Here is a 19,779-nt window from a genome sequence, read left to right on the forward strand (position 1 = left end):
CTGTCCGGCGCTCGCGGTTCAGGCCCGCGGGGCGCCCAGCCGGCCCTCCAGGTGCAGCAGCAGGTCGGAGAGGGTCGTGGAGAGGTGCCCCAGCTCCTCCCCGGACAGCCCGGACAGCAGGCTGGACTCGAACGACAGCTGATCGGGCAGCAGCCGGTCGATCAGCTCCACGCCCTGGTCGGTGAGGCTGAGGTGGGCGACCCGGCGGTCACGGGCGTCGGGTCGCCGGGCGACCAGGCCGCGCTCCTCCAGCACGCGCAGCCGCTTGGTCACGGCGGCGCCCGAAGCGAAGGTCTCGCGGGCGAGCTGGCCGGGGGTGAGTTCCCGCCCGGTACGCCGGAGGGTGCCGAGGATGTCGAATTCGGGCCGGGACAGTCCCTCCTGCGCGAGCGGCGCGTCCACCGCCTGCTGGAGCAGCGCGGAGCAGCGGTTGAGCCGGCCGATCACGGCCATCGGCCCGGTGTCGAGACCGGGGTGCACCTGCTGCCATTGCCGCAGCACCCCTGCGACGATGTCCTCGGCCACGCTCAGCACTCCTTCGTCCGGCCGTTCTTCCGCGCCCATTCTGCCCACTCGCTCCTGTACTGCCGCCCTACGCCGGGCGCTGTGTGTTCCGGGCCCCGGCCGCGCCGGGGCCCGGGGTGGGGGACTGGCTGACGGGGAGGACGCGGCCACGGGCGCAGACGCCCGTACGCGCGCTACGCCGCCAGCGTGGGTGCGGTGAGGTGGCGGACGAGGCGCGCGAGCGCACGGTGGCCGTCGCGTTCGGCGAGGGTCACGCGCTCGGCGGGCAGCGCGCGCTGCCACCACTCGCCGGAGGCGACCTCGACCGCCTCGCGCAGCTCGACCAGCGCCGCGGCGAGCCGGTCGCGGGCCCAGCCCGCCGCCGGATCGTCCGCCGGGCCGTCCGGCCGGTCCGCCGCGAGCACCGCGTCCGCCGCCTCCCGGGCCGCGACGACCCGTCCGACCGCGGCCTCGATACGGTCCGTCGCCCGCCGGTTGGTCACCAGTACGCAGCAGACCAGGCCGATGATCGCGCCGACCACCGTGTCCACCCAGCGGTCGCGCACGAGGACGCCCGCGGGCAGCGCATTGCCGAACGAGGTCAGCAGCAGCGCCATCGGCGTCACGCAGACCGAGCCGAGCCAGTAGTTGCGGGGGATCCACGCCTCCGCGCCGATCTGGAAGAGGATCACCAGCAGCACCATCGCGAGGTGCCCGGTGTGGATCACGGGCAGCAGCGCGGTGAAGAGGAGCAGTCCGAGGAGGTTGCCCAGGGAGCGCTGCACGGCGCGCTGCCAGGAGAGCGTGGTGTTGGCCTGGAAGACCGAGGCCGCGGTGACGACCGCCCAGTACGGGTGCTCGGAGCCGATGGCCATGGAGGCCCAGCCCGCCAACGTACAGCCGGTCATCACCCGCGCCCCGAGCGGCAGCAGCGGCGATCCGGGCCGCAGCTGCGCGAGGACGGGCCGGAAGCCGCGCCGGTGATCGGGGGCGGGCCGGCGCAGATCAGACCCGGCTCCGTCCTGATCGGCGGCGATGCCGGCCAGCTCGGCGGCCTGCCCGGCATCCAGCGTCACATCGGGCAGCGGCCGGCCACGGCGCAGGTCACGCGCCCAGGCGTCGAACAGCTCGGCGTCCGCCGCCCGCTCCCCGGCGGGCACGTCCGCCACGGCCAGCGCGGACTCCGCCCGGACGAGCAGGCGCTCCAGCCGCGCCCTGGCGGCGTACGTGGCCGCACCGCGGGCCGGCACGAGGAAGACCGTCTGCCACGCGGCGTTGACCGCGGCGGCCGTGGTGTGCCGGGGGCCGGCGGTGGCCTCGGGCGCGACACGCAGCAGACCGGCGGCGGCCTCCAGCGCCCGCGCGGTGGCGATCCGCTGCGGCCCCTCCGGCCGTACGAGCCGGGGCGCCATGCACACCAGCCAGGCGACGGCCCCGCCCGCGACGGCGAGCAGCAGGTGGAACGGGATCTGGTCCGGCCGCTGCGGCACGAAGAAGGCCGAGGCCGAGATGAAGGTGATGATGAGGTTGCCGGGCGGCCCGATACGGGTCGCGTCGCACATCATCTTGTGCACCGCGGCCAGCGCCGAGGCGATCACCACCAGCAGCATGGTGCTGCCGATGAAGGACGAGCTGACCAGGCCGACGGCGAGGCTGGCGATCATGGCCAGGATCACCCACGCGACGGTCCGGGCACGGGCGGCGTACGGCTTGTTGTGTCCGTAGAGCGCGCACATCGCGCCGGCCGAGGTGTAGAGGACCAGGTCCATCCGGTCCAGGGCGAGCAGCGCGAGATCCGGTACGGCGATGGCGACGGCCGCGCTGAAGGCCGGCTTGTGCCAGTGCCGGGTCTCCAGCGGCCGCCGGAGCCGCACGGTGCTCCTGACCGGCAGCGGCCGCGCCCGGACGAGGCGCCCGGCGTCGGCATCGGTGCCGGTGGCGGGGGCGGTGCCGGGGGAGGCGTTGGTGTCGGTGGATGCGTTGGTGCCGATGGAGACGTCGGTGTTGCTGCTGGTGCGGAGGCTCCTCGTGATCCTTTGTCCCAGTCGTGTCGGTCCAGCGTGCTTGCCCATACATAAATATTAGCAGGTGTTTTACTCGTGAATGATTTGCCGGTGTGGTGGCGTCACTCGTGAAGGTCCGATCGTGGCCGTTGGTGCCCCTGAGGGCCTGGCCGTGGCCGATCGTGACTGATAGTGACCGGCCGCGAGGTGACTTCGGGTCATCGCCCCTGTCCCCCGGCCGCCCCATCGGGCGCTTCCGCCCGGCAGCACACCGGGAGCACCGCGGGAAGCGTGCCCCCGGTCCGGGCGCCCCCGCCGCCCCCTGGGCCGCAGCGTGCTCCCTTGTACGGTGGGGTGTCCCTTGTCCGTCTCGCGGAAAATGCGATAGTCAAGTGGACCGATCACGGGGGGACCCATGCGTAGATACCTGGCTATAGCCATAGTCGCGGCCATACTGAGCGGCACGCTCGGGATCGCGTCGGCCGAGCCCGCCTCCGCCGCTTCCCGGCACCACCAGGGGACGCCGCAGTGCGTCAAGGTGGCGAAGTACTACACGAAGAAGCACAAGCGCTACGTACGGCTGAAGAACCTCTGCGCCAAGCGGACCGCCTGCTACACCATCGTCGTCCCGTGGCGCCCCGATCCGCGCGGCCGCCTCAAGAAGGGCGTCACGAAGAACGTCCGCTACGGCACCGACCGCGACCCCCGCGCGCTCTACGTCAAGAACCGCTCCTGCTGAACACACACCGCTCGCGCGGGGTGGCAGGTCGCGGGGTGGCTGGCTGCGGGGTGGCTGGCCACGGGGTGGGGGCGGCCGCCCGGCGGGGGAGTGCGGCGGGGCCCGGGTGGGCCGGTGCGGGTAGGCAGACAGGCAGGCGGGTCGGTGGGTGGTTAGGCCGGTAGGTAGCCAGGTAGCCAGGTAGCCAGGTAGGCCGGTCCGGCGTCGTGGGCCGTTCGCAGTCGTCGTGGGCCGGGCTGGGCCGGGTCGTTCGCCGTTACGGCTCGCCGTCGGCCGCCGCGGGCATCGCCCGTCGGTCATTGACCGCTCGCTGGCCATCGACAGCCCGCTGGTCATTGACCGCTCGCTGGTCAGACTGCCCGCTGGTCATCGACTGCCCGCCGGTCATCGATCCGCAAATACCGCAGCGCACGAGCGGTCAGGATCATGACGTCTTCATCAGCATGGTCTTCCGGGCCGTGTTGTTCCCGGGCCCAGAACTCCATCGCCACCGTGAGCGCGTCGATCAGCGCCGCGGCGAGCAGCCGGGTCTCCATGCTGTCGGGGTCCCCGTCGGTGCGCGGGGCGAGAACGGGTGCGAGCCGGTCTTGCAGATCCCGGCCCGCCGCCAGCCAGCGCGTACGGAGTGCCGGCACCGAACCCATCACCCGGAGCAGCCGTCGCGCCCGCTCCGCGTCGGCCAGTCGACGCAGCGCGGCCCCTTCCGCGAACGCCGCCCCGACGGCCTCGACCAGGGGTTCATCGGCGGGGCGGACGGCCAGCTGGTCGACGAGGCCGCTGACGCTCGCCGTGAAGACCGGCGTGAGCGCGTCCTCCTTCGCCGGGCAGTAACGGTAGAAGGTGCGCAACGAGATCCCGGCGGCCGCCGCGATGTGCTCGACCGTTGTCGCCTCGTACCCCCGGTCGGAGAACAGCTCGGCCGCCGCCTCGGCGATCACCATCCGGGTCGCCTGGCGCCGGTCTTCGCTGAACGACGGCCGCCCGCGCCCCGCTGCCATCCGCGTCGCCCCTTCGCCGTCCTCGCGTACCACCGGCCCGTCACTCTGCCACAGTGCCGCGCCCCGCTTATTGGCATGTCGTGCCATTTAATCTAAGTTGGCTGCCACCCAAGCGAGTTGCCGCTCCGTACGCCCCCCGCACCCGTGCCCCCGAGCCGCAAGGAGCCGACATGCCCCCTTCCCCTTCCGCCTCTTCTTCCCCTTCCGCTTCTGCGTCCCCTTCCGCTGCTTCCTTCTCGGCTTCCGCTCGCACGCCGGGTCCCGAGGCCGGTGGCACGCCCGCCACCACTCCGGCTCCGGCGGGTGGTCCCGATGCCGCGCCCGCACGTACGTCCGAGGTTGCGGCGGCCGCGCACCGCACGACAGCCCGCACATACCTCGTCACGGGAGCGGCGTCCGGTATCGGCAAGGCCACCGCGGACCGGCTGCGCGCCGCGGGCCACACCGTCATCGGGGCCGACCGGACCACGGAAGCCGACGGTGTCGCGATAGCGGCAGACCTCGCCACGGAGAGCGGCCGTACCGAACTGGCCTCACAGGCACACGAACTGACCGGCGGCCGGCTCGACGCCGTCATCGCCTGCGCCGGCCTCGCGCACTTCGTCCCCGCCACCGTCCGCGTCAACTACTTCGGTGCGGTCGCCACGTTGGAGAGCCTGCGCCCGCTGCTCGCCGCCGGTACCGCCCCACGCGCGGTCGTCGTGGCCTCCGTCGCGGCCGTCCATCCCACCGACCCGGCCATCGTCGAGGCGTCGTTGGCGGGCGACGAGGAGGCGGCGGCCACCGCGGCACAGAATGCCCTCGACCGCGGCGAGGGCCACCTGATCTACGGTTCGTCCAAGGCCGCTCTAGCCCGGTGGGTACGGCACGCGGCGGTCACCGGCGACTGGGCGGGCGCCGGTATCCCGCTGAACGCCATCGGCCCCGGCACCGTCCTCACCCCGATGACCGAGGGCATGCTCGCCGACCCCGACCTGCGCAAGGTCGTGGACACCAGCGTCCCGATGCCGCTCAACGGCCATGCCCGGCCCGAACAGATCGCCCCCCTCCTCACCTGGCTCACCTCATCCGAGAACACCCACGTCACCGGCCAACTCCTCTTCGTGGACGGCGGCGCAGAAGCCCTCCTACGCCCCACCTCCTGAAACCGACCACCGGCGCCCGACCACCGGCGCCCCCGGCGCCCGACCGTCGGGGCCCGACCCCCGACCCCCCGACGCCCGGCATCGGCCCGTCACCGTCGCCCCACCGGCTCCGGCCCCGGCTGCGGCCCCGGCTGCGGCCCCGGTCCGCGTCAGTGGGGATCCGGCGCGGGCGCCGGCGCCGAGGCAGAGGCGGTGGCAGCGGCAGTGGCAGAGGCGGGGCCGGAGGCGGTTCGGGACGTCGTGGCGGCGATGACGTGGAGGCCGCGGTCGGTGAATTCCTGCCGGACCGACTCCTCCACGCGGTCGTCGGTGATGAACGTGTCGAACACATCCGCGTCGCCGACCCGGGCGAAGCAGCGTTCCCCGATCTTGGAGGAGTCCGCGACGACCACGGCCCGCCGGGAGCGTTCGGCCATCAGTCGGTTGATGCGTGCCTCCGCCTCGTCGTGCACCGTGGCGCCCCGCTGCGGATCCACACCGTTCGCCCCGATGAACGAGATGTCCACGGAAAGCTGCTGCAGCACCAGCTCGCTGAACGGCCCGACCAGTTCGAACGACCGCGAGTGCGCCACCCCGCCCGTCAGTACGATCTTGATCTGCGGCCGCACGGCCAGCTCGTTGGCGATGTTGAGCGAGTTCGTGACGATCGTCAGATGCGGCTGCGGTCCGGCCTCCGCGAAGTCCGGCCGGGTCGCGAGCACCCGGGCGATCTCCGTGGTGGTCGTACCCCCGCTCAGCCCGACCACGTCGCCCCGCTCGACCAGCCCGGCCGCCGCCTGGGCCACCGCATCCTTCTCCGCCGCGCGGTGCGAGTGCTTGTAACGGATGGGCAGGTCGTACGCCACGGAACTGAGCACCGCGCCACCACGGGTCCTGGTGAGCAACTGCTGCTCGGCCAGCGCGTCCATGTCGCGGCGCATGGTCGCCGCCGACACCTCGAGCGCGGTCGCCGCCTCGTCGACCTCCACCCTGCCGCGCTCCCCGAGCAGCTCCAGCAGGGCATTCATCCGTTCATGGCGCTTCATGCGAAGACCCTAACCGTCGACATCGCCCCCTCTCCCTCTCCGTCGGCACAAACCCCGTCACCGCCCCTTCACCGCTCCTTCGCCCCCCCCGCACTGTCCTGGGCGACGCCCCGCTCACCGAGGCCCCGCTCGCCGACTCAGCCGCGCCCGCCCCGGTCAGCAGCTGCCCAGCGCCGGCCCGGCCCCGGCTACGGCCCAGCCGTCACCCCCTCGCCGACCCACCCGCTCGCTGCTCACCGCCGCGGCCTGCTCACCGCCGCTCCCTGCTCACCGAATCAGCCGCAGGCCGGGGTCGCGGGGGCGTACTGGCCGGGGAGTGCCGTCTTCGCGCTGAGCGTGCTCAGCAGCCGGGCCGCCTCCTCGGTCACCGCTTCGCGGGCGGGCTTGAGGTACTTGCGCGAGTCGACCAGGTCCGGCTCCGTGGCCAGAGTCTCCCGGACGGAGCGGGTGAACACCGAGACCAGATGGGTCGATATGTTGATCTTCGTCATGCCCGCGGCGATCGCCCTGCGCAGCTCGTCGTCCGGTACTCCCGAAGAGCCGTGCAGCACCAGCGGTACCGGCAGTTTCTCGTGCAGCGCCCCGATCAGCTCCTTGTCCAGTACGGCCGTTCGCTCCCGCATGGCGTGCGACGATCCGACCGCCACGGCGAGCGCGTCCACCTCCGTGGCCGTGACGTACGCCAGCGCCTCGTCCGGATCGGTGCGCACACCGGGCGCGTGGACACCGTCCTTGCCGCCCACCTCGCCGAGCTCCGCCTCGACGTACACGCCCCGCTCGTGGCACCAGGCGGTCAGCTCCGCCGTCGTCGCCACGTTCTCCTCGTACGGGAGGGCGGAGGCGTCGACCATCACCGAGCTCACCCCGGCCTCGACCCCCTCGTACACGAGCTGGTGTTGCGTGATGTGGTCCAGGTGCACGGCCACCCGCGCGGACGAGGCCTCCGCGAGCGCGAGGGAGGCTCGGGTGATCGGCAACAGACTGCCGTGGTACCGGATGCAGTTCTCGCTGATCTGGAGGATGAGCGGAATGCCCGTGCGCTCGGCGGCGGCGACCAGCGCTTCCGCGGTCTCCAGGTGAATGACGTTGAACGACATGGCGCCGACCCGTGCCTCATCGGCGGCCCGGACGATCTCTGACGTGGGGACGAGGGGCATGGAGCCGGCCTCCCTGGCGTATGGACGGTCCGTGGATCTCGGGATCTCTTGATCACGGGATCTCCGGATCTCTGGATCACGTAGGAGAGTGGGTGGGGGAGGAGCGATTACGGCGGCGGTGCCTGTGAGGCGCGGGTGCCGGTCGATGGACGGTGGCGGGGCTCAGAGGCCGGGCGGCCAGGGGGTGCAGGGAAGCGAAGGCCGCGGTCAGGGAGTCGTCGTCGGGGTGAGCATGACCGAGCGGGTGAGGCTGCGGGGACTGTCGGGGTCCAGGCCGCGGGCGCGGGCGCGTTCCAGCGCGACGCGGTGGACCAGTACGAGGTCGGCGAGCGGGTCGCGGTCGTGTGCCACGAACCGGGCACCGGTCCGTACGACGTCGTCGGCCAGCCCCTCCGGTGCGTTGCCGAAGAGCCACGTGACGCGTCCGGGAGCGGCGATGGATATCGGGCCGTGCCGGTACTCCATGGCCGGGTAGGACTCGGTCCAACTCTGCGAGGCCTCGCGCATCTTGAGCGCCGCCTCGTTGGCCAGGCCGACGGTCCAGCCGGTGCCGAGGAAGGAGAACTGCTCGGCTTCGACCCACTCCTGCGCGACCGGCGCCGACAGCGACTCCTCGGCGTCACCTATCGCGGCGGAGAGGTCCTCGCCCAGATGCGTACGGAGCAGGGCCAGGGCGGTGGTGGCGAACCGCGTCTGCACGACGGAGCGTTCGTCGGCGAAGGGCAGGGCGACGGTCTCGTCGGAGAGCTCCTTCGCCGGGGTGTCCGGGTCGCCCAGCAGGGTCACCGTGGGGATCCGGCCCTTCACGGCTTCGAGTATGCGGAGGACCTCGGTCGTGGTGCCGGAACGGGTGATCGCCACCACGGCGTCGTAACCCCGATCGGCGCCGAGGAACGCCTCGGAGGCGGGGAAGGCGTCGGTGACGCCGGCGCCGGCCGCCTCGCGCAGCGCGGCGTACGACTGCGCCATGAACCACGAGGTGCCGCAGCCGATGACGGCCACGCGCCGGCCGGCCTTCGGCAGCGGGCCGTCCGCGCCGCCCAGGCGCGCCGCCTCGCGCCAGGTCTCCGGCTGACTGCGCAGTTCTCGCTCCATGTGCGACATGCCGCTCATCGCTGACCCCGCCCTTCGTCCCCGTCGTCCGCCGCTCGGCGTCCATTGCCTGCGTGCGCTTGCGTGAATCACTCAGTCCGTGCGCGAAACTGCAACTTTTGGCTTCAGTGCAATCAACTGTACGCAGTTTGGTGCCAGGCTGCCATCCCTCGAACGAGTGAGCGGGGGTGTCGGGGCATGAAAAAAGAGGGGTGCTTTCGCCGGAAAACCGGCGCACGCACCCCTCTCGTCAGGTCTTTTGCGTCAGGCGGGCGGCTGCTCGCGGTAGCGCTCCAGGCCCGGGACGGTCTTGGTGGCGATGAACTCGGTGATCCGGTACTCGCACACGCCGGCCGTGACGAACGGGTCCTCCTGGCTGATCCGCTCCGCCGTCGCTCGGTCCTCGACCGAGGCGAGGATGACGCCGCCGTCGCGCGGCTGCTTGCGGCCGGAGGCGAGGAAGTGCCCGGCGGTGTAGTGCCGGTCCAGCCAGGCGACGTGCTCGTCGAGCGCGGCTTCCACGCGGTCGAGAGGGGCGGTGTAGGTCAACTCAAGTACGAACATCCTTGAAATATAGGACAGGTGTTGCACCGGCTCGTGGCGGGGCGGTACGGCCCGGAGCAGTACGGATGGCGCTCGTGGTCCGTTCGCAGCAGCGCCGGGGGTGTCGCGTGGCGGGTGGTCGGCGGGCGGCCGAGGATGGAGCCGCACTGGTTTCCTCACGGGAAGGAACAGCAATGATGCGACGTCTCACCGTCATGCTCGCAGCCGTCTTCACCGCAGGACTGCTCGCCACCGGGTCCGCGGTCGCGGCACCCGCGGACGAACCGGACCAGCTGACTCCGCGGGAGCAGGCGGGCCTGGACTTCGCCGGCAACGTCCTCGGCTCCCTCTTCGGCGGCGGCCAGCGCTGACCCTGCCACCGCACCTCGGTGGAGCCGGCCGGCCGAATTCCCCGGCCCGGACCCCGTACGCGTCGCCCCGGCGCACCCGGCGGCCGCGCCCCGTCAGGAGTCGCTCACCTCGTTCGCGATGTGATGCGCCCAGTCGCGGACCCGGGACACCTCCCGGTGGTCGGCCGAGAAGTCGCCAGGGGTCGTAGAGCGGGTGAACGGGACATGGGGGAGGCGGCCGGCCCGGCCACCGATCGTGAGGTGGCCGCGGGCGCCGGCGCGGTCCATGGCCCGGATCGCGCCGCGGACCGGCGGCGCGTCGGCCCCGCCGCTCGCCGACGCGTCCGCCGAGCCGGGGCCGTTGCTGAAGAACCAGACGGCACGGGAACGCAGTTGCGCCGCGTGCCGACGGGCGAAGCGGCGGGCATCGCGGTGCCACCGGCCGCCGCGCAGCTCACCGCCGAGGACGACGGCGTCGTACGGGCCCACGCTCACGATCTCCGCTGCGGGGCGCAGTTCGGTGTCGAAGCCGTCCTCCCGCAGTGCGGCGGCGATTTCCTCCGCGATGCCCTGGGTGGACTCGGACGAGCTTCCGTAGGCGATCAGGACGCGGTACGGGGCCATGGCCATGGACATTCCTGAGGTTTCCGGGCGGTACCTGGAACAAGGGGTGGCGATGCGGGGCGCGGCCTGCCGGGCCAGTGGGCGAAGGGCCCATGGTCACCGGTAGCCGGGTGGCCTCTCGCGCTCCCGTACGCGTTCGGCGATGACCGCCGCCTGGATACGGCGGCCGACCTTGAGCTTGGTGAGGATCGCGGAGATGCGGTTCTTCACGGTCTTCTCGGCGAGGTAGAGGCGCTCGGCTATCTGGCGGTTTGTCAGGCCCTCCCCGATGAGGTCGAGGATCTGCCGCTCCCGTGGAGAGAGCCGGGCCAGCTCGGGCGGGCCGGCGGGGACGGCCGGGCCCCGCACCCGGGCCAGTACGCGGGCGGTGGCGCCGGGGTCCAGCATCGACCGGCCCGCCGCCACCGTCCGTACGGCCGTCACGAGGGCCGAGCCCTTGATCTGCTTGAGCACGTAGCCGGCGGCGCCGGCCATGATGGCGTCGAAGAGGGCCTCGTCGTCGTCGAAGGACGTGAGGATCAGGCACGCCAGGCCGGGGAGCGCGACGCGCAACTCGCGGCACACGTCGATGCCCTCGTGGTCCGCCGTATCGGCACTGGAGCCGAGACGTACGTCGAGCACCGCGACGTGCGGCCGCAGCGCCGGGGCCCGGGCGAGCGCCTGGCGGGCGTCGGCCGCGTCGCCCACGACGGCCATGTCCGGCTCGTCCTCCAGGAGGTCGCGCAGGCCGCGGCGCACGACTTCGTGGTCGTCGAGCAGGAAGACCCGTATCGGCGACTCTCCGGAGTGCCCCGTGTCACCGCCCCTCGGAGTCGTGCGTACGGCTCCGTACTTGCCCGGTTCGTCGGTCGCCATTCCCGGCCGCCCTTCCGCCGCCCCCGCCCCCGTGCTGTCCCTTCCCAGCGTTGTACGTCCGGGCGTTCCCCACCATGCCCTGACCGGCCTCTTCGAGGGGCGCGAGCCGGCGGAGAGCATCAGGTGCGGGTCCGGGGCGCCGGCTCGCAAGTAGGCCGCGGGCGGCGTGGCGCGGGGCGGTGGGCCGGGCGGCACGGCATCGTGGGGCGTCAGCCTGCCGTCCTGAACCGGAGTACCACCATGACCGTGTCCGTCGTCCTGTTCACCGCCGATCTGCGGCTGCACGATCAGCCTGCATTGCGCGCGGCCTTGAAGCAGGGGCGGGAGGTGGTACCGCTCTTCGTGCGGGACGATGCCATCGGGGCAGCAGGCTTCGCGACGCCGAACCGCTCGGCGTTCCTGGCCGACTGCCTCACCGCCCTCGACGCGGCGCTCCGGGACCGGGGCGGCCGGCTGGTGGTGCGGTCGGGTGATGTGGCCGAGACCGTGTGCAAGGTCGCCGCCGAGGCGGACGCCGCCGATGTTCACATGTCGGCCGACGTCAGCGGCTACGCCCAGCGCCGCGAGGACCGGCTGCGCGCCGCGCTGGCCGCCGACGGCCGGCGGCTGCACGTGCACGACGGGGTCGTGACCGCCGTACCGCCCGGCGCGGTCGCCCCGCAGTCCAGGGACCACTTCGCGGTGTTCGGCGCGTACGCCCGGAAGTGGGAGCAGCAGAGCCTTCGCAAGCCGCTGGGCGCCCCGCGGACCGTCCGGGTGCCGAAGGGCATCGGCTCGGAGAAGATCCCGTCCCGGAAGGCCGTCAAGGGCGTCTCGGAAGGGCTGACGAGAGGCGGCGAGAGCGAGGGGCGGGCACGACTGTCCGCGTGGGGCCGTGACGGCATGGACGCGTACGAGGACCGGCACGACGACCTCGCGGGCGACGCGACCTCGCGGCTCTCCCCGCACCTGCACTTCGGGACGGTCTCCCCCGTGGAGGCGGTGCACCGGGCGCGCACGAAGGGCGGCGCGGGGGCCGAGGCCTTCGTACGGCAGCTCTGCTGGCGGGACTTCCACCATCAGGTGCTGGCAGCCCGGCCCCGGGCGGCGGCCGAGGAGTACCGCACCCAGCACGACCGCTGGCGCACCGAGAAGGGGGCGCGGGCGGAGGTCGAGGCCTGGCAGCAGGGGCGGACGGGCTATCCCGTCGTCGACGCCGCCATGCGGCAGCTGGCCCACGAGGGCTGGATGCACAACCGCGGGCGGCTGCTGACCGCGAGTTTCCTGGCCAAGACGCTGTACGTGGACTGGCGGGCGGGGGCCCGGCACTTCCTGCGCCTGCTGGTCGACGGCGACGTGGCCAACAACCAGCTCAACTGGCAGTGGGTGGCGGGCACCGGAACGGACTCCCGGCCCAACCGCGTCTTCAACCCCGTCACCCAGGGCAAGCGGTACGACCCGGAAGGCGCCTACGTACGCCGCTGGGTTCCCGAACTCGCCGGGATCGAGGGGCGCGCGGTCCACGAGCCGTGGAAGCTGCCCGCACGGGAGCGCGAACAGTACGACTACCCCGACCCGCTGATCGACCTCGCCGACGGCCTGGCCCGCTTCCGCCGCGCCCGCGGCAAGGAGTGAGACCGCGGGCACGGCGTCCGGCGCTCGGCTCCTCGAAGGGCTCAGAAGCGCATGACCTCCGGGGACGGCCCTGGTAGCCACGGGCCCCAGGGGGCGAGGCCCGGTGCCTCGGGGGAGCCGGTGGCGGTGAAGGCGGCGAGGGCACCGCCGAAGGCGCGGGCCGCCGCGCGGTCGCCGTCGTCCACGGGGCCGAGCATCGGCGCTTCGGGGTACGCGTCGAACGTGCCGAAGAGGAAGGGCAGCTCGGCGCAGTGCGTCGCCCCGAAGCCGTGCGGGTCGGGTACCGGGCGGCGGGTGAAGCGGTACACGTGGGCGGGGACGCCCTGGGCCGCACGATGAGCGGCGATCTCGGTGACGCCGTCGCCGAAGAGCCGGCCGGTGAGCCGGCCGACGCCGGACCGGTCCACGCCGCCGAACGACAGGAACGCCGTCATCTCGTCCTCCGTGGCGCCGATCAGCAGCTCCTTGCCGCCCAGCGCGCCGTCGGCGACGGCGTCCTGCCAGGCGCGCGGCATGCCCGGCCCGCCGAGCACCGGGTACATCGGCGGTGCCACCTCGCCCGGGCGGGCCGTACGGGCGGCCAGTTGCCCGTACGCGGCCACCAACTGCCCGGCGGGCAGCGCGCGCAGCGCCTTGCCGAGAGCGGTGGGGGAGCCGGCCGGATCGATGCCGAGGATGCGCAGACAGGCGGCGGTGCGCTCCGCTGCGTCCGTCGGGGCCTGCGGGCGCAGCCCCCACGGCCCCGACTGGGCGATCACCCGGCGCACCAGGCCGCCGGTGTCCGGGTCGAGGGCGAGCGAGAGGGCCGACCAGGCGCCCGCCGACTGGCCGCCGACGGTGACGCGGCCGGGATCGCCGCCGAACGCCGCCACGGTGTCCCGTACCCAGCGCAGGACGGCGGCCTGGTCCTGGTTGCCCAGGTTCGCCGCGCCGATGGCGGGCAGGTGGAGGAAGCCCAGCGGGCCCAGCCGGTAGTTGGCGGTGACCACGACGATGTCCCCGAGTGCGGCGAGCCGCGCGCCGTCGTACCAGTCCCAGCCGCCCGAACCGCTGGTCCAGCCGCCGCCGTGGAACCACACGAGTACCGCGCGGGGCGGCGCTCCGGGGGCGAGCGCGGCAGTGGGCGTCCATACGTTGAGGTTCAGGCAGCCGTCCTCGTCCCAGTCCGCGGCGCGCGGCCCCATCACGGCCTCCAGCCGCGAGGCGGCCTGCGGCGCCGAGGGGCCGGACCGTGCCGCGTCGCGCACGCCCGGCCAGCCGGGGTGCGGCCGGGGCGGCGCGAACCGCCGCTCGCCCACAGGAGATGCCGCGTACGGGATCCCCCGGAAGGCGGCGACCGACACCGCTTCCCCCTCGGGGCCGGTCGCCAGGGGCTCTTCGTGTACGGGTGTCGGCGCCTCCCGTACGCCGCGCACCGCGCCCCTCTCCGTGACCACGACCGGCCGTGCGTCCTCCGGCACCGTCATCGCTGCCTCTCCTGTCCCTCGGTCCGTCTCTCACCCCGCCACGGAGGCCCGGTAGCGTGGGCGCCACGATGACGAGCAACGGAACCGTCTCCCGCGACGACGAACTGCGCAACTGGCCCGCCGACGAGGCGTCGGCCCGCGCCGCCCAGGACCGGCTGCGCCCGCACGTCGTCCTGGACGAGCCCGGACCCGAGCCGGGCTTCGCGGGCACGGTGGCCGGAGTGGACGTCGCGTACGACGACGAGCGGGGCGTCGTCGCGGCCGCGGCCGTGGCGCTCGACGCCCGCACGCGCGGCGTCGTCGACGAGGCGACGGCGGTCGGCCCGGTGTCCTTCCCGTACGTCCCCGGGCTGCTCGCGTTCCGGGAGATTCCGACCGTGCTTGCCGCGCTCGACCGGCTCGCCCGCGTTCCGGACCTGGTGGTCTGCGACGGCTACGGGCTCGCCCATCCGCGCCGCTTCGGGCTGGCCTGCCACCTCGGGGTGCTCACGGGGCTGCCGGTGATCGGTGTCGCGAAGAACCCGTTCACCTTCACGTACGAGGCGCCGGGACCGGAACGGGGCGCCACCTCCGCGCTGCTGGACGGCGGCGAGGAGGTCGGCCGGGCCCTTCGGACGCAGCCGGGCGTGAAGCCGGTCTTCGTGTCCGTGGGCCACCGCGTCGGCCTGGACCGTGCCTGCGCCCACACGTTGCGGCTGGCGGCCTCCTACCGCCAGCCGGAGACCACTCGTGCCGCCGACGCGCTGTGCCGCCGGGCGCTCGCGGACGCCCGAGACGACGCGCAAGCGCCGGGTACCCCGTAACGGTGCCCGGAGTGCGGCGCCCTGCGTACGGGGCCCGTACGGCCCGTGTCAGCCCTGCTGCTCCACCACCCGGAAGCGCAGCCCGGCCCGCTGCAGGCGGTCCGTGAGCGCGTCGCCCATCGTGACCGCCGGCGTCACCTGCCCCGCGGTGTCGGGGAGTTCGTCGTACGCCAGGCACAGGGCCGACTCGGCGAGCATCTTCGCCGTCTCGTCGTACCCCGGGTCGCCGCCCGACACCTCGGTGACGACCCGCCGGCCGCCGCCCTCGCCCACGAAGCGGACCTTGAACCAGCTGTGGGCGCGGCGCTTCTCGTCCGGCCCGTCGCCCGGCGCGAGCCGTGCCGACAGCCACCGGCGCGCGGGCGGCACCTGCGCCGCACCGTACGCGGCGCCCGCGCCGAGTACGCCGCCGACCACCGTGGGAAGCCGCCTGACGCCGGCGTAGTGGCGGTAGCGGAAGTCCGGCCCGTACCGCTCCAGGGCCGCCGCGGAGCGGCCGATCACCTGCGGGTCGAGGGTCGGCAGCGGCACGCCCCAGACGCCCTGCTCACGGGTCGGCGCCCCCGGGACGGCGCGCACCGTGCGGCCCACCGGGCGGGGCTCCACGCGCTGCCGCTCCCGGGCGGCGCGCGCCATGCCGAGCGGCCGGGACATCACCGTGAGCGCGGAGGCCAGGGTGCCGCCCGAGAAGGTGGCGTTGGTGCGGACGATGCCGGTCATGCGCAGCGATACGCCCTCGGGCAGCAGCCCCACCGTGTAGAGCACACCGAGGTCGTGCGGGACGGAGTCGAAGCCGCAGGCGTGCACCAGTCGGGCGCCCGAGGCACGTGCCGTCTCGTGGTGGCGCACGTACATCCGGTCGATGAACTCCGGCTCACCGGTCAGGTCCACATAGTCCGTACCCGCCTCCGCGCAGGCCGCGACCAGCGGTTCGCCGTACTTCAGGTACGGGCCGACGGTGGTGGCCAGCACCCGGGTGGCGGCGGCCACGGCCCGCAGCGACTCGGGGTCGGCGGCATCGGCGTGCACGAGGGGCAGGTCGGCGCAGGCCGGGTGGCTCGCCGCCAGTTCGGCGCGGAGCCGCTCCAGCTTGCTCTTGTCACGCCCGGCCAGCGCCCAGCGGCAGCCTTCGGGGGCGTGCGCGGCGAGGTAGGCGGCGGTGAGCCGGCCCGCGAAGCCGGTGGCGCCGAAGAGGACGACGTCGTACGTCCGCCCCGCGTCGTCCTGTCGTGCCATGGTGCGGCCCCTTCGGTGTGAGTCGGTCAAGGTACTCGCGCAGTCAGTGGTCGCACGCTATGGATCAGTTGTACGTGGCGTCAACACGCCCCTTCGGAAGCTGCGGACTTCGGCGCCGTGGCAGATCCCGGCATGCCCATGCCCCTTCCCGCGCTCCCTCTGACGCTGAGCCGCCCTCGCTCCGTCTCACTCCGTGCGGTCCGATTCGCGGCCCAAGGTGATGCCGCGGACGCCTTCCAGTTCGGAGAGGCGTTCCACCAGGTCGTGTGCCGAGGCGGTGCCTTCCAGGCCGAGGCGGACTTCCGAGGAGACCCGGTCGGGGGCTTCGGGGTCGGTTTCGACCTGGACGTCGGTGACCTGGAAGCCGCCGCTGGTGCACATCTCCAGCATCCGGCCGAGCAGGCCGTGCTGGGCCCGGTAGGCGAGCCGCAGTTCGAAGCGCTCGATGGACGGGGCCGGCGCGATGCGGTCGGTGACCTTGGGGAAGCCGCGGACGACCAGGAAGTGCACGGCCGTCGACGCGAGCGCCAGCAGCGGCAGGCCACCGCCGCAGGCCATGCCGATGGCGCAGGTGAGCCAGACGGTGGCGGCCGTGGTCAGGCCGCGCACCGCGTCCTTCTTCACGAAGATCAGGCCACCGCCGATGAAGCCGATGCCGGAGACGACCTGCGCCGCGACCCGGGACGGGTCGAGCCCGATGCCGTCGATGCCGGTGACCGCACCGAAGCCGTGGATCGACACCTCCATGAAGAGCGCACTGCCGACGCCCACGAGGGTGTGCGTGCGCAGGCCCGCGCTCTTCTGGCGCGCCTCACGTTCCAGCCCGATGAGGGAGGACAGCAGCAGCGCGATGGAGAGCTCGGCGATCTGGCGCCAGCCCTGGCCGGAGCCGGGATCGAACAGTGCGGCGGCGAGGTGCGTGGAGGACATCCGGCCATTGTCACCACGGCCTCCCGGCAGGCAATGGCGGCGGGTCCAACCCGCCCGCAATGCCGCCCGGAAAGCCCCTCGGTCCGCGGCCTCCGAACCACCCCTCCCACCCCTTCCCGGGCCCGTCCCCGAACCTGCCCTGAGGGGGCTTGTGGAAAGTGGAACACGTTCTTAACATCACGAGTGTTACAGCATTGGTGTCACAGACACGGTCGCAGAAGGATTCACGGACAGGGGGCTCGATGGCGCAGACAGGGAACGGCCCGCTGAACGGAGTACGCGTGGTGGAACTCGCCGGTATCGGGCCGGGCCCGTTCGCCGCGATGCTCCTCGCCGATCTCGGCGCCGACGTCGTACGCGTGGACCGCCCCGGCGGCTCCGGCATCAGCATCGACCCGGCGCACGACCTCACCAACCGGGGCAAGCGCTCCGTGCTGGTGGACCTGAAGGCCCCCGAGGGGCAGGAGCAGGTGCTCGACCTGGCCGAGCGGGCCGATGTGCTCATCGAGGGGTTCCGGCCGGGCGTCGCCGAACGGCTGGGCGTCGGCCCCGAGCACTGCCTCGCCCGCAACCCCCGCCTCGTCTACGGGCGGATGACCGGCTGGGGCCAGGACGGCCCGCTCGCCGACACCGCGGGCCACGACATCGGCTACATCGCGCTCACCGGCGCCCTCGGCATGACCGGCACCGCCGACGGCCCGCCCGTGGCCCCCGCCAACCTCCTCGGCGACTACGCCGGCGGCTCGCTCTACCTCGTCATCGGCATCCTCGCGGCCCTCCAGCACGCCCGCGCCGAGGGCGGCAGCGGCCAGGTCGTGGACGCCGCGATCGTCGACGGCACGGCCCACCTCACCACCATGATCCGCGGCATGCTGGAGGCCGGCGCCTGGCAGGACCGCCGCGCCGCCAACCTGCTGGACGGCGGCGCGCCCTTCTACGGCACGTACGAGACGGCCGACGGCGGCCACATGGCCGTCGGCGCGCTGGAGCAGCGGTTCTACGCCGAGTTCCTGCGGCTGCTCGGCATCGCGGACGAGGCGCCCCCGCGGGAGGATCTCGCCAAGTGGGGCGAGCTGCGTACGGCCATCGCCGACCGGTTCCGTACCCGTACCCGGGAGGAGTGGACGGCCGTCTTCGAGGGGTCCGACGCGTGCGTGTCCCCCGTGCTGTCCCTGCGCGAGGCGCCGGCCCATCCCCATCTCGCCGCCCGTGGCACCTTCGTCGAGCACGCCGGGCTGACCCAGCCCGCGCCCGCGCCGCGCTTCTCCCGTACGCCGGGAGCGGTGCGCGGGGCCCCCGCCCTGCCCGGTGCGGACACCGAAGAGGTGGCCCGCGACTGGGACGTCCCCGCCCTGACCACCGCAAGCCCTGAGGGTTCGTCCACCGCACGCCCCGAGGGCTCGACCACCGCACGTCCTGAAGCCCCGACGACCGCACACCCCGAAGGCCCGTCCACCGCACACCCCGAGAACCGGCCCGGCGCCGGACCCGAGGAAGGCCCGCAGCGATGACCCAGCAGCCGGCGCAGCTGAAGCGCCAGATCTACACCGAGGACCACGACGCCTTCCGGGAGACCGTGCGCACCTTCCTGAAGAAGGAGGTCGAGCCGCACTACGAGGAGTGGGAGCGGGACGGCATCGTCAGCCGGGAGGCGTGGCGCGCCGCCGGCCGGCAGGGGCTGCTGGGGCTCGCCGTGGCCGAGGAGTACGGGGGCGGGGGCAACCCCGACTTCCGCTACAGCGCCGTACTGGCCGAGGAGTTCACCCGGGCCGGCGCCGCGGGCCTGGCCATCGGTCTGCACAACGACATCATCGGCCCGTACCTCACCTCGCTGGCCACCGAGGAGCAGAAGCGGCGCTGGCTGCCCGGCTTCTGCAGCGGCGAGATCATCACCGCCATCGCGATGACCGAGCCGGGCGCGGGCTCCGACCTTCAGGGCATCAGAACGAGCGCGGAGGACCGCGGTGACCACTGGGTGCTGAACGGTACCAAGACCTTCATCTCCAACGGCATCCTGGCCGACCTCGTGGTCGTCGTCGCGAAGACCACCCCCGAAGGGGGCGCGCACGGTCTCAGCCTGCTGGTCGTCGAGCGCGGCATGGAGGGCTTCGAGCGCGGCCGCAACCTCGACAAGATCGGCCAGAAGTCCCAGGACACCGCCGAGCTGTTCTTCAACGACGTACGCGTGCCGAAGGAGAACCTGCTCGGCGAGCTGAACGGTGCGTTCATCCACCTGATGACCAATCTCGCGCAGGAGCGCATGGGCATCGCCGTCGCCGGGATCGCCGCCGCCGAGCACCTGCTGGAGATCACGACCCAGTACGTGAAGGAGCGCGAGGCGTTCGGCCGGCCGCTGGCCAAGCTCCAGCACGTCCGATTCGAGATCGCCGAGATGGCCACCGAGTGCGCCGTCACCCGCACGTTCCTGGACCGCTGCATTGTCGACCACTCGGCCGGGCAATTGGATGCCGTACACGCCTCGATGGCCAAGTGGTGGGCCACCGAACTGCAGAAGCGGGTGGCCGACCGCTGTCTGCAGCTGCACGGCGGGTACGGCTACATGAACGAGTACCGCGTCGCCAAGGCGTTCACCGACGGCCGCATCCAGACGATCTACGGCGGCACCACCGAGATCATGAAGGAGATCATCGGCCGCTCGCTGCTCGGCTGACGGGGTCCCGACCCGGCCGACCCT

19 protein-coding genes are annotated in these 19,779 nt (G+C 73.1%); 7 read left to right on the forward strand and 12 right to left on the reverse strand.

The features are described 5' to 3' along the window. Window positions 1-18: 18 nt before the first annotated feature. Complete coding sequence (locus tag ACZ6WH_RS31425; RefSeq protein WP_432864890.1) at window positions 19-525, reverse strand: MarR family winged helix-turn-helix transcriptional regulator; 507 nt, start codon at window positions 523-525, stop codon at window positions 19-21. Between the two features lie 173 nt (window positions 526-698). After that, window positions 699-2,576 (reverse strand): FUSC family protein, encoded by a 1,878-nt coding sequence (locus tag ACZ6WH_RS31430; RefSeq protein ID WP_469732601.1) that lies wholly within the window; start codon window positions 2,574-2,576, stop codon window positions 699-701. 346 nt (window positions 2,577-2,922) lie between these two features. Here ACZ6WH_RS31430 and ACZ6WH_RS31435 point away from each other — a divergent pair, with 346 nt between their 5' ends. Then, window positions 2,923-3,246, forward strand: a complete 324-nt coding sequence (locus ACZ6WH_RS31435; RefSeq protein ID WP_469732603.1) for a hypothetical protein — start codon at window positions 2,923-2,925, stop codon at window positions 3,244-3,246. 350 nt (window positions 3,247-3,596) lie between these two features. Here ACZ6WH_RS31435 and ACZ6WH_RS31440 read toward each other — a convergent pair whose 3' ends face one another. After that, window positions 3,597-4,331, reverse strand: a complete 735-nt coding sequence (locus ACZ6WH_RS31440; protein ID WP_469732605.1) for a TetR/AcrR family transcriptional regulator — start codon at window positions 4,329-4,331, stop codon at window positions 3,597-3,599. An 83-nt stretch (window positions 4,332-4,414) separates the two neighbouring features. Here ACZ6WH_RS31440 and ACZ6WH_RS31445 point away from each other — a divergent pair, with 83 nt between their 5' ends. Further along, window positions 4,415-5,389, forward strand: a complete 975-nt coding sequence (locus tag ACZ6WH_RS31445; RefSeq protein ID WP_469732607.1) for an SDR family oxidoreductase — start codon at window positions 4,415-4,417, stop codon at window positions 5,387-5,389. Window positions 5,390-5,538: 149 nt separating this feature from the next. On the opposite strand, the gene ACZ6WH_RS31450 is transcribed toward ACZ6WH_RS31445, so the two are convergent. The 4 genes from ACZ6WH_RS31450 to ACZ6WH_RS31465 form a co-directional block, all read right to left on the reverse strand. After that, entirely contained in the window at window positions 5,539-6,414 is an 876-nt protein-coding gene (locus tag ACZ6WH_RS31450; protein ID WP_469732609.1) for a DeoR/GlpR family DNA-binding transcription regulator, read from the reverse strand. Between the two features lie 275 nt (window positions 6,415-6,689). Next, window positions 6,690-7,571, reverse strand: coding sequence for a class II fructose-bisphosphate aldolase (locus ACZ6WH_RS31455; RefSeq protein WP_469732611.1), 882 nt, complete (start codon window positions 7,569-7,571; stop codon window positions 6,690-6,692). A gap of 207 nt (window positions 7,572-7,778) precedes the next feature. Continuing rightward, complete coding sequence (locus ACZ6WH_RS31460) at window positions 7,779-8,684, reverse strand: SIS domain-containing protein (RefSeq protein ID WP_469732613.1); 906 nt, start codon at window positions 8,682-8,684, stop codon at window positions 7,779-7,781. 243 nt (window positions 8,685-8,927) lie between these two features. Beyond that, a complete protein-coding gene (locus tag ACZ6WH_RS31465; RefSeq protein ID WP_469732615.1) occupies window positions 8,928-9,227 on the reverse strand; it encodes a YciI family protein in 300 nt (99 codons plus the stop codon). Between the two features lie 176 nt (window positions 9,228-9,403). Here ACZ6WH_RS31465 and ACZ6WH_RS31470 point away from each other — a divergent pair, with 176 nt between their 5' ends. Then, window positions 9,404-9,577 (forward strand): hypothetical protein, encoded by a 174-nt coding sequence (locus tag ACZ6WH_RS31470; RefSeq protein WP_469732617.1) that lies wholly within the window; start codon window positions 9,404-9,406, stop codon window positions 9,575-9,577. Window positions 9,578-9,670: 93 nt separating this feature from the next. On the opposite strand, the gene ACZ6WH_RS31475 is transcribed toward ACZ6WH_RS31470, so the two are convergent. Both ACZ6WH_RS31475 and ACZ6WH_RS31480 read right to left on the reverse strand, forming a co-directional pair. After that, window positions 9,671-10,186 carry a flavodoxin domain-containing protein gene (locus ACZ6WH_RS31475; RefSeq protein ID WP_469732619.1) on the reverse strand — a complete coding sequence of 172 codons (516 nt, stop codon included), beginning with the start codon at window positions 10,184-10,186 and terminating at the stop codon, window positions 9,671-9,673. A gap of 90 nt (window positions 10,187-10,276) precedes the next feature. Beyond that, window positions 10,277-11,035, reverse strand: coding sequence for a response regulator (locus ACZ6WH_RS31480; RefSeq protein ID WP_469732621.1), 759 nt, complete (start codon window positions 11,033-11,035; stop codon window positions 10,277-10,279). Between the two features lie 240 nt (window positions 11,036-11,275). On the opposite strand from ACZ6WH_RS31480, the gene ACZ6WH_RS31485 reads away from it, so the two are divergent. Next, window positions 11,276-12,649 carry a cryptochrome/photolyase family protein gene (locus tag ACZ6WH_RS31485; protein ID WP_469732623.1) on the forward strand — a complete coding sequence of 458 codons (1,374 nt, stop codon included), beginning with the start codon at window positions 11,276-11,278 and terminating at the stop codon, window positions 12,647-12,649. Window positions 12,650-12,690: 41 nt separating this feature from the next. Here the strand turns inward: ACZ6WH_RS31485 and ACZ6WH_RS31490 are convergent, their stop codons facing one another. Next, the gene (locus tag ACZ6WH_RS31490) at window positions 12,691-14,115 is read right to left on the reverse strand and encodes a carboxylesterase family protein (RefSeq protein ID WP_469732625.1); all 1,425 of its coding nucleotides are present in this window, start codon (window positions 14,113-14,115) and stop codon (window positions 12,691-12,693) included. A gap of 68 nt (window positions 14,116-14,183) precedes the next feature. Between ACZ6WH_RS31490 and ACZ6WH_RS31495 the strand changes: the two genes are divergently transcribed. After that, entirely contained in the window at window positions 14,184-14,918 is a 735-nt protein-coding gene (locus tag ACZ6WH_RS31495) for an endonuclease V (RefSeq protein WP_469732627.1), read from the forward strand. Between the two features lie 48 nt (window positions 14,919-14,966). On the opposite strand, the gene ACZ6WH_RS31500 is transcribed toward ACZ6WH_RS31495, so the two are convergent. Both ACZ6WH_RS31500 and ACZ6WH_RS31505 read right to left on the reverse strand, forming a co-directional pair. Next, window positions 14,967-16,154 (reverse strand): saccharopine dehydrogenase family protein, encoded by a 1,188-nt coding sequence (locus ACZ6WH_RS31500; protein WP_469732629.1) that lies wholly within the window; start codon window positions 16,152-16,154, stop codon window positions 14,967-14,969. 186 nt (window positions 16,155-16,340) lie between these two features. Continuing rightward, window positions 16,341-17,084, reverse strand: a complete 744-nt coding sequence (locus ACZ6WH_RS31505; protein WP_469732631.1) for an MgtC/SapB family protein — start codon at window positions 17,082-17,084, stop codon at window positions 16,341-16,343. A 242-nt stretch (window positions 17,085-17,326) separates the two neighbouring features. On the opposite strand from ACZ6WH_RS31505, the gene ACZ6WH_RS31510 reads away from it, so the two are divergent. Together ACZ6WH_RS31510 and ACZ6WH_RS31515 are read left to right on the forward strand one after the other, a co-directional pair. Beyond that, on the forward strand, window positions 17,327-18,595 hold the full coding sequence (locus ACZ6WH_RS31510; RefSeq protein WP_469732633.1) for a CaiB/BaiF CoA transferase family protein: 1,269 nt from the start codon (window positions 17,327-17,329) through the stop codon (window positions 18,593-18,595). A 17-nt stretch (window positions 18,596-18,612) separates the two neighbouring features. Then, window positions 18,613-19,755, forward strand: coding sequence for an acyl-CoA dehydrogenase family protein (locus ACZ6WH_RS31515; RefSeq protein ID WP_469732719.1), 1,143 nt, complete (start codon window positions 18,613-18,615; stop codon window positions 19,753-19,755). Window positions 19,756-19,779 lie beyond the last annotated feature (24 nt).

The sequence above is a fragment of the Streptomyces sp. NPDC050806 genome, assembly GCF_055586425.1.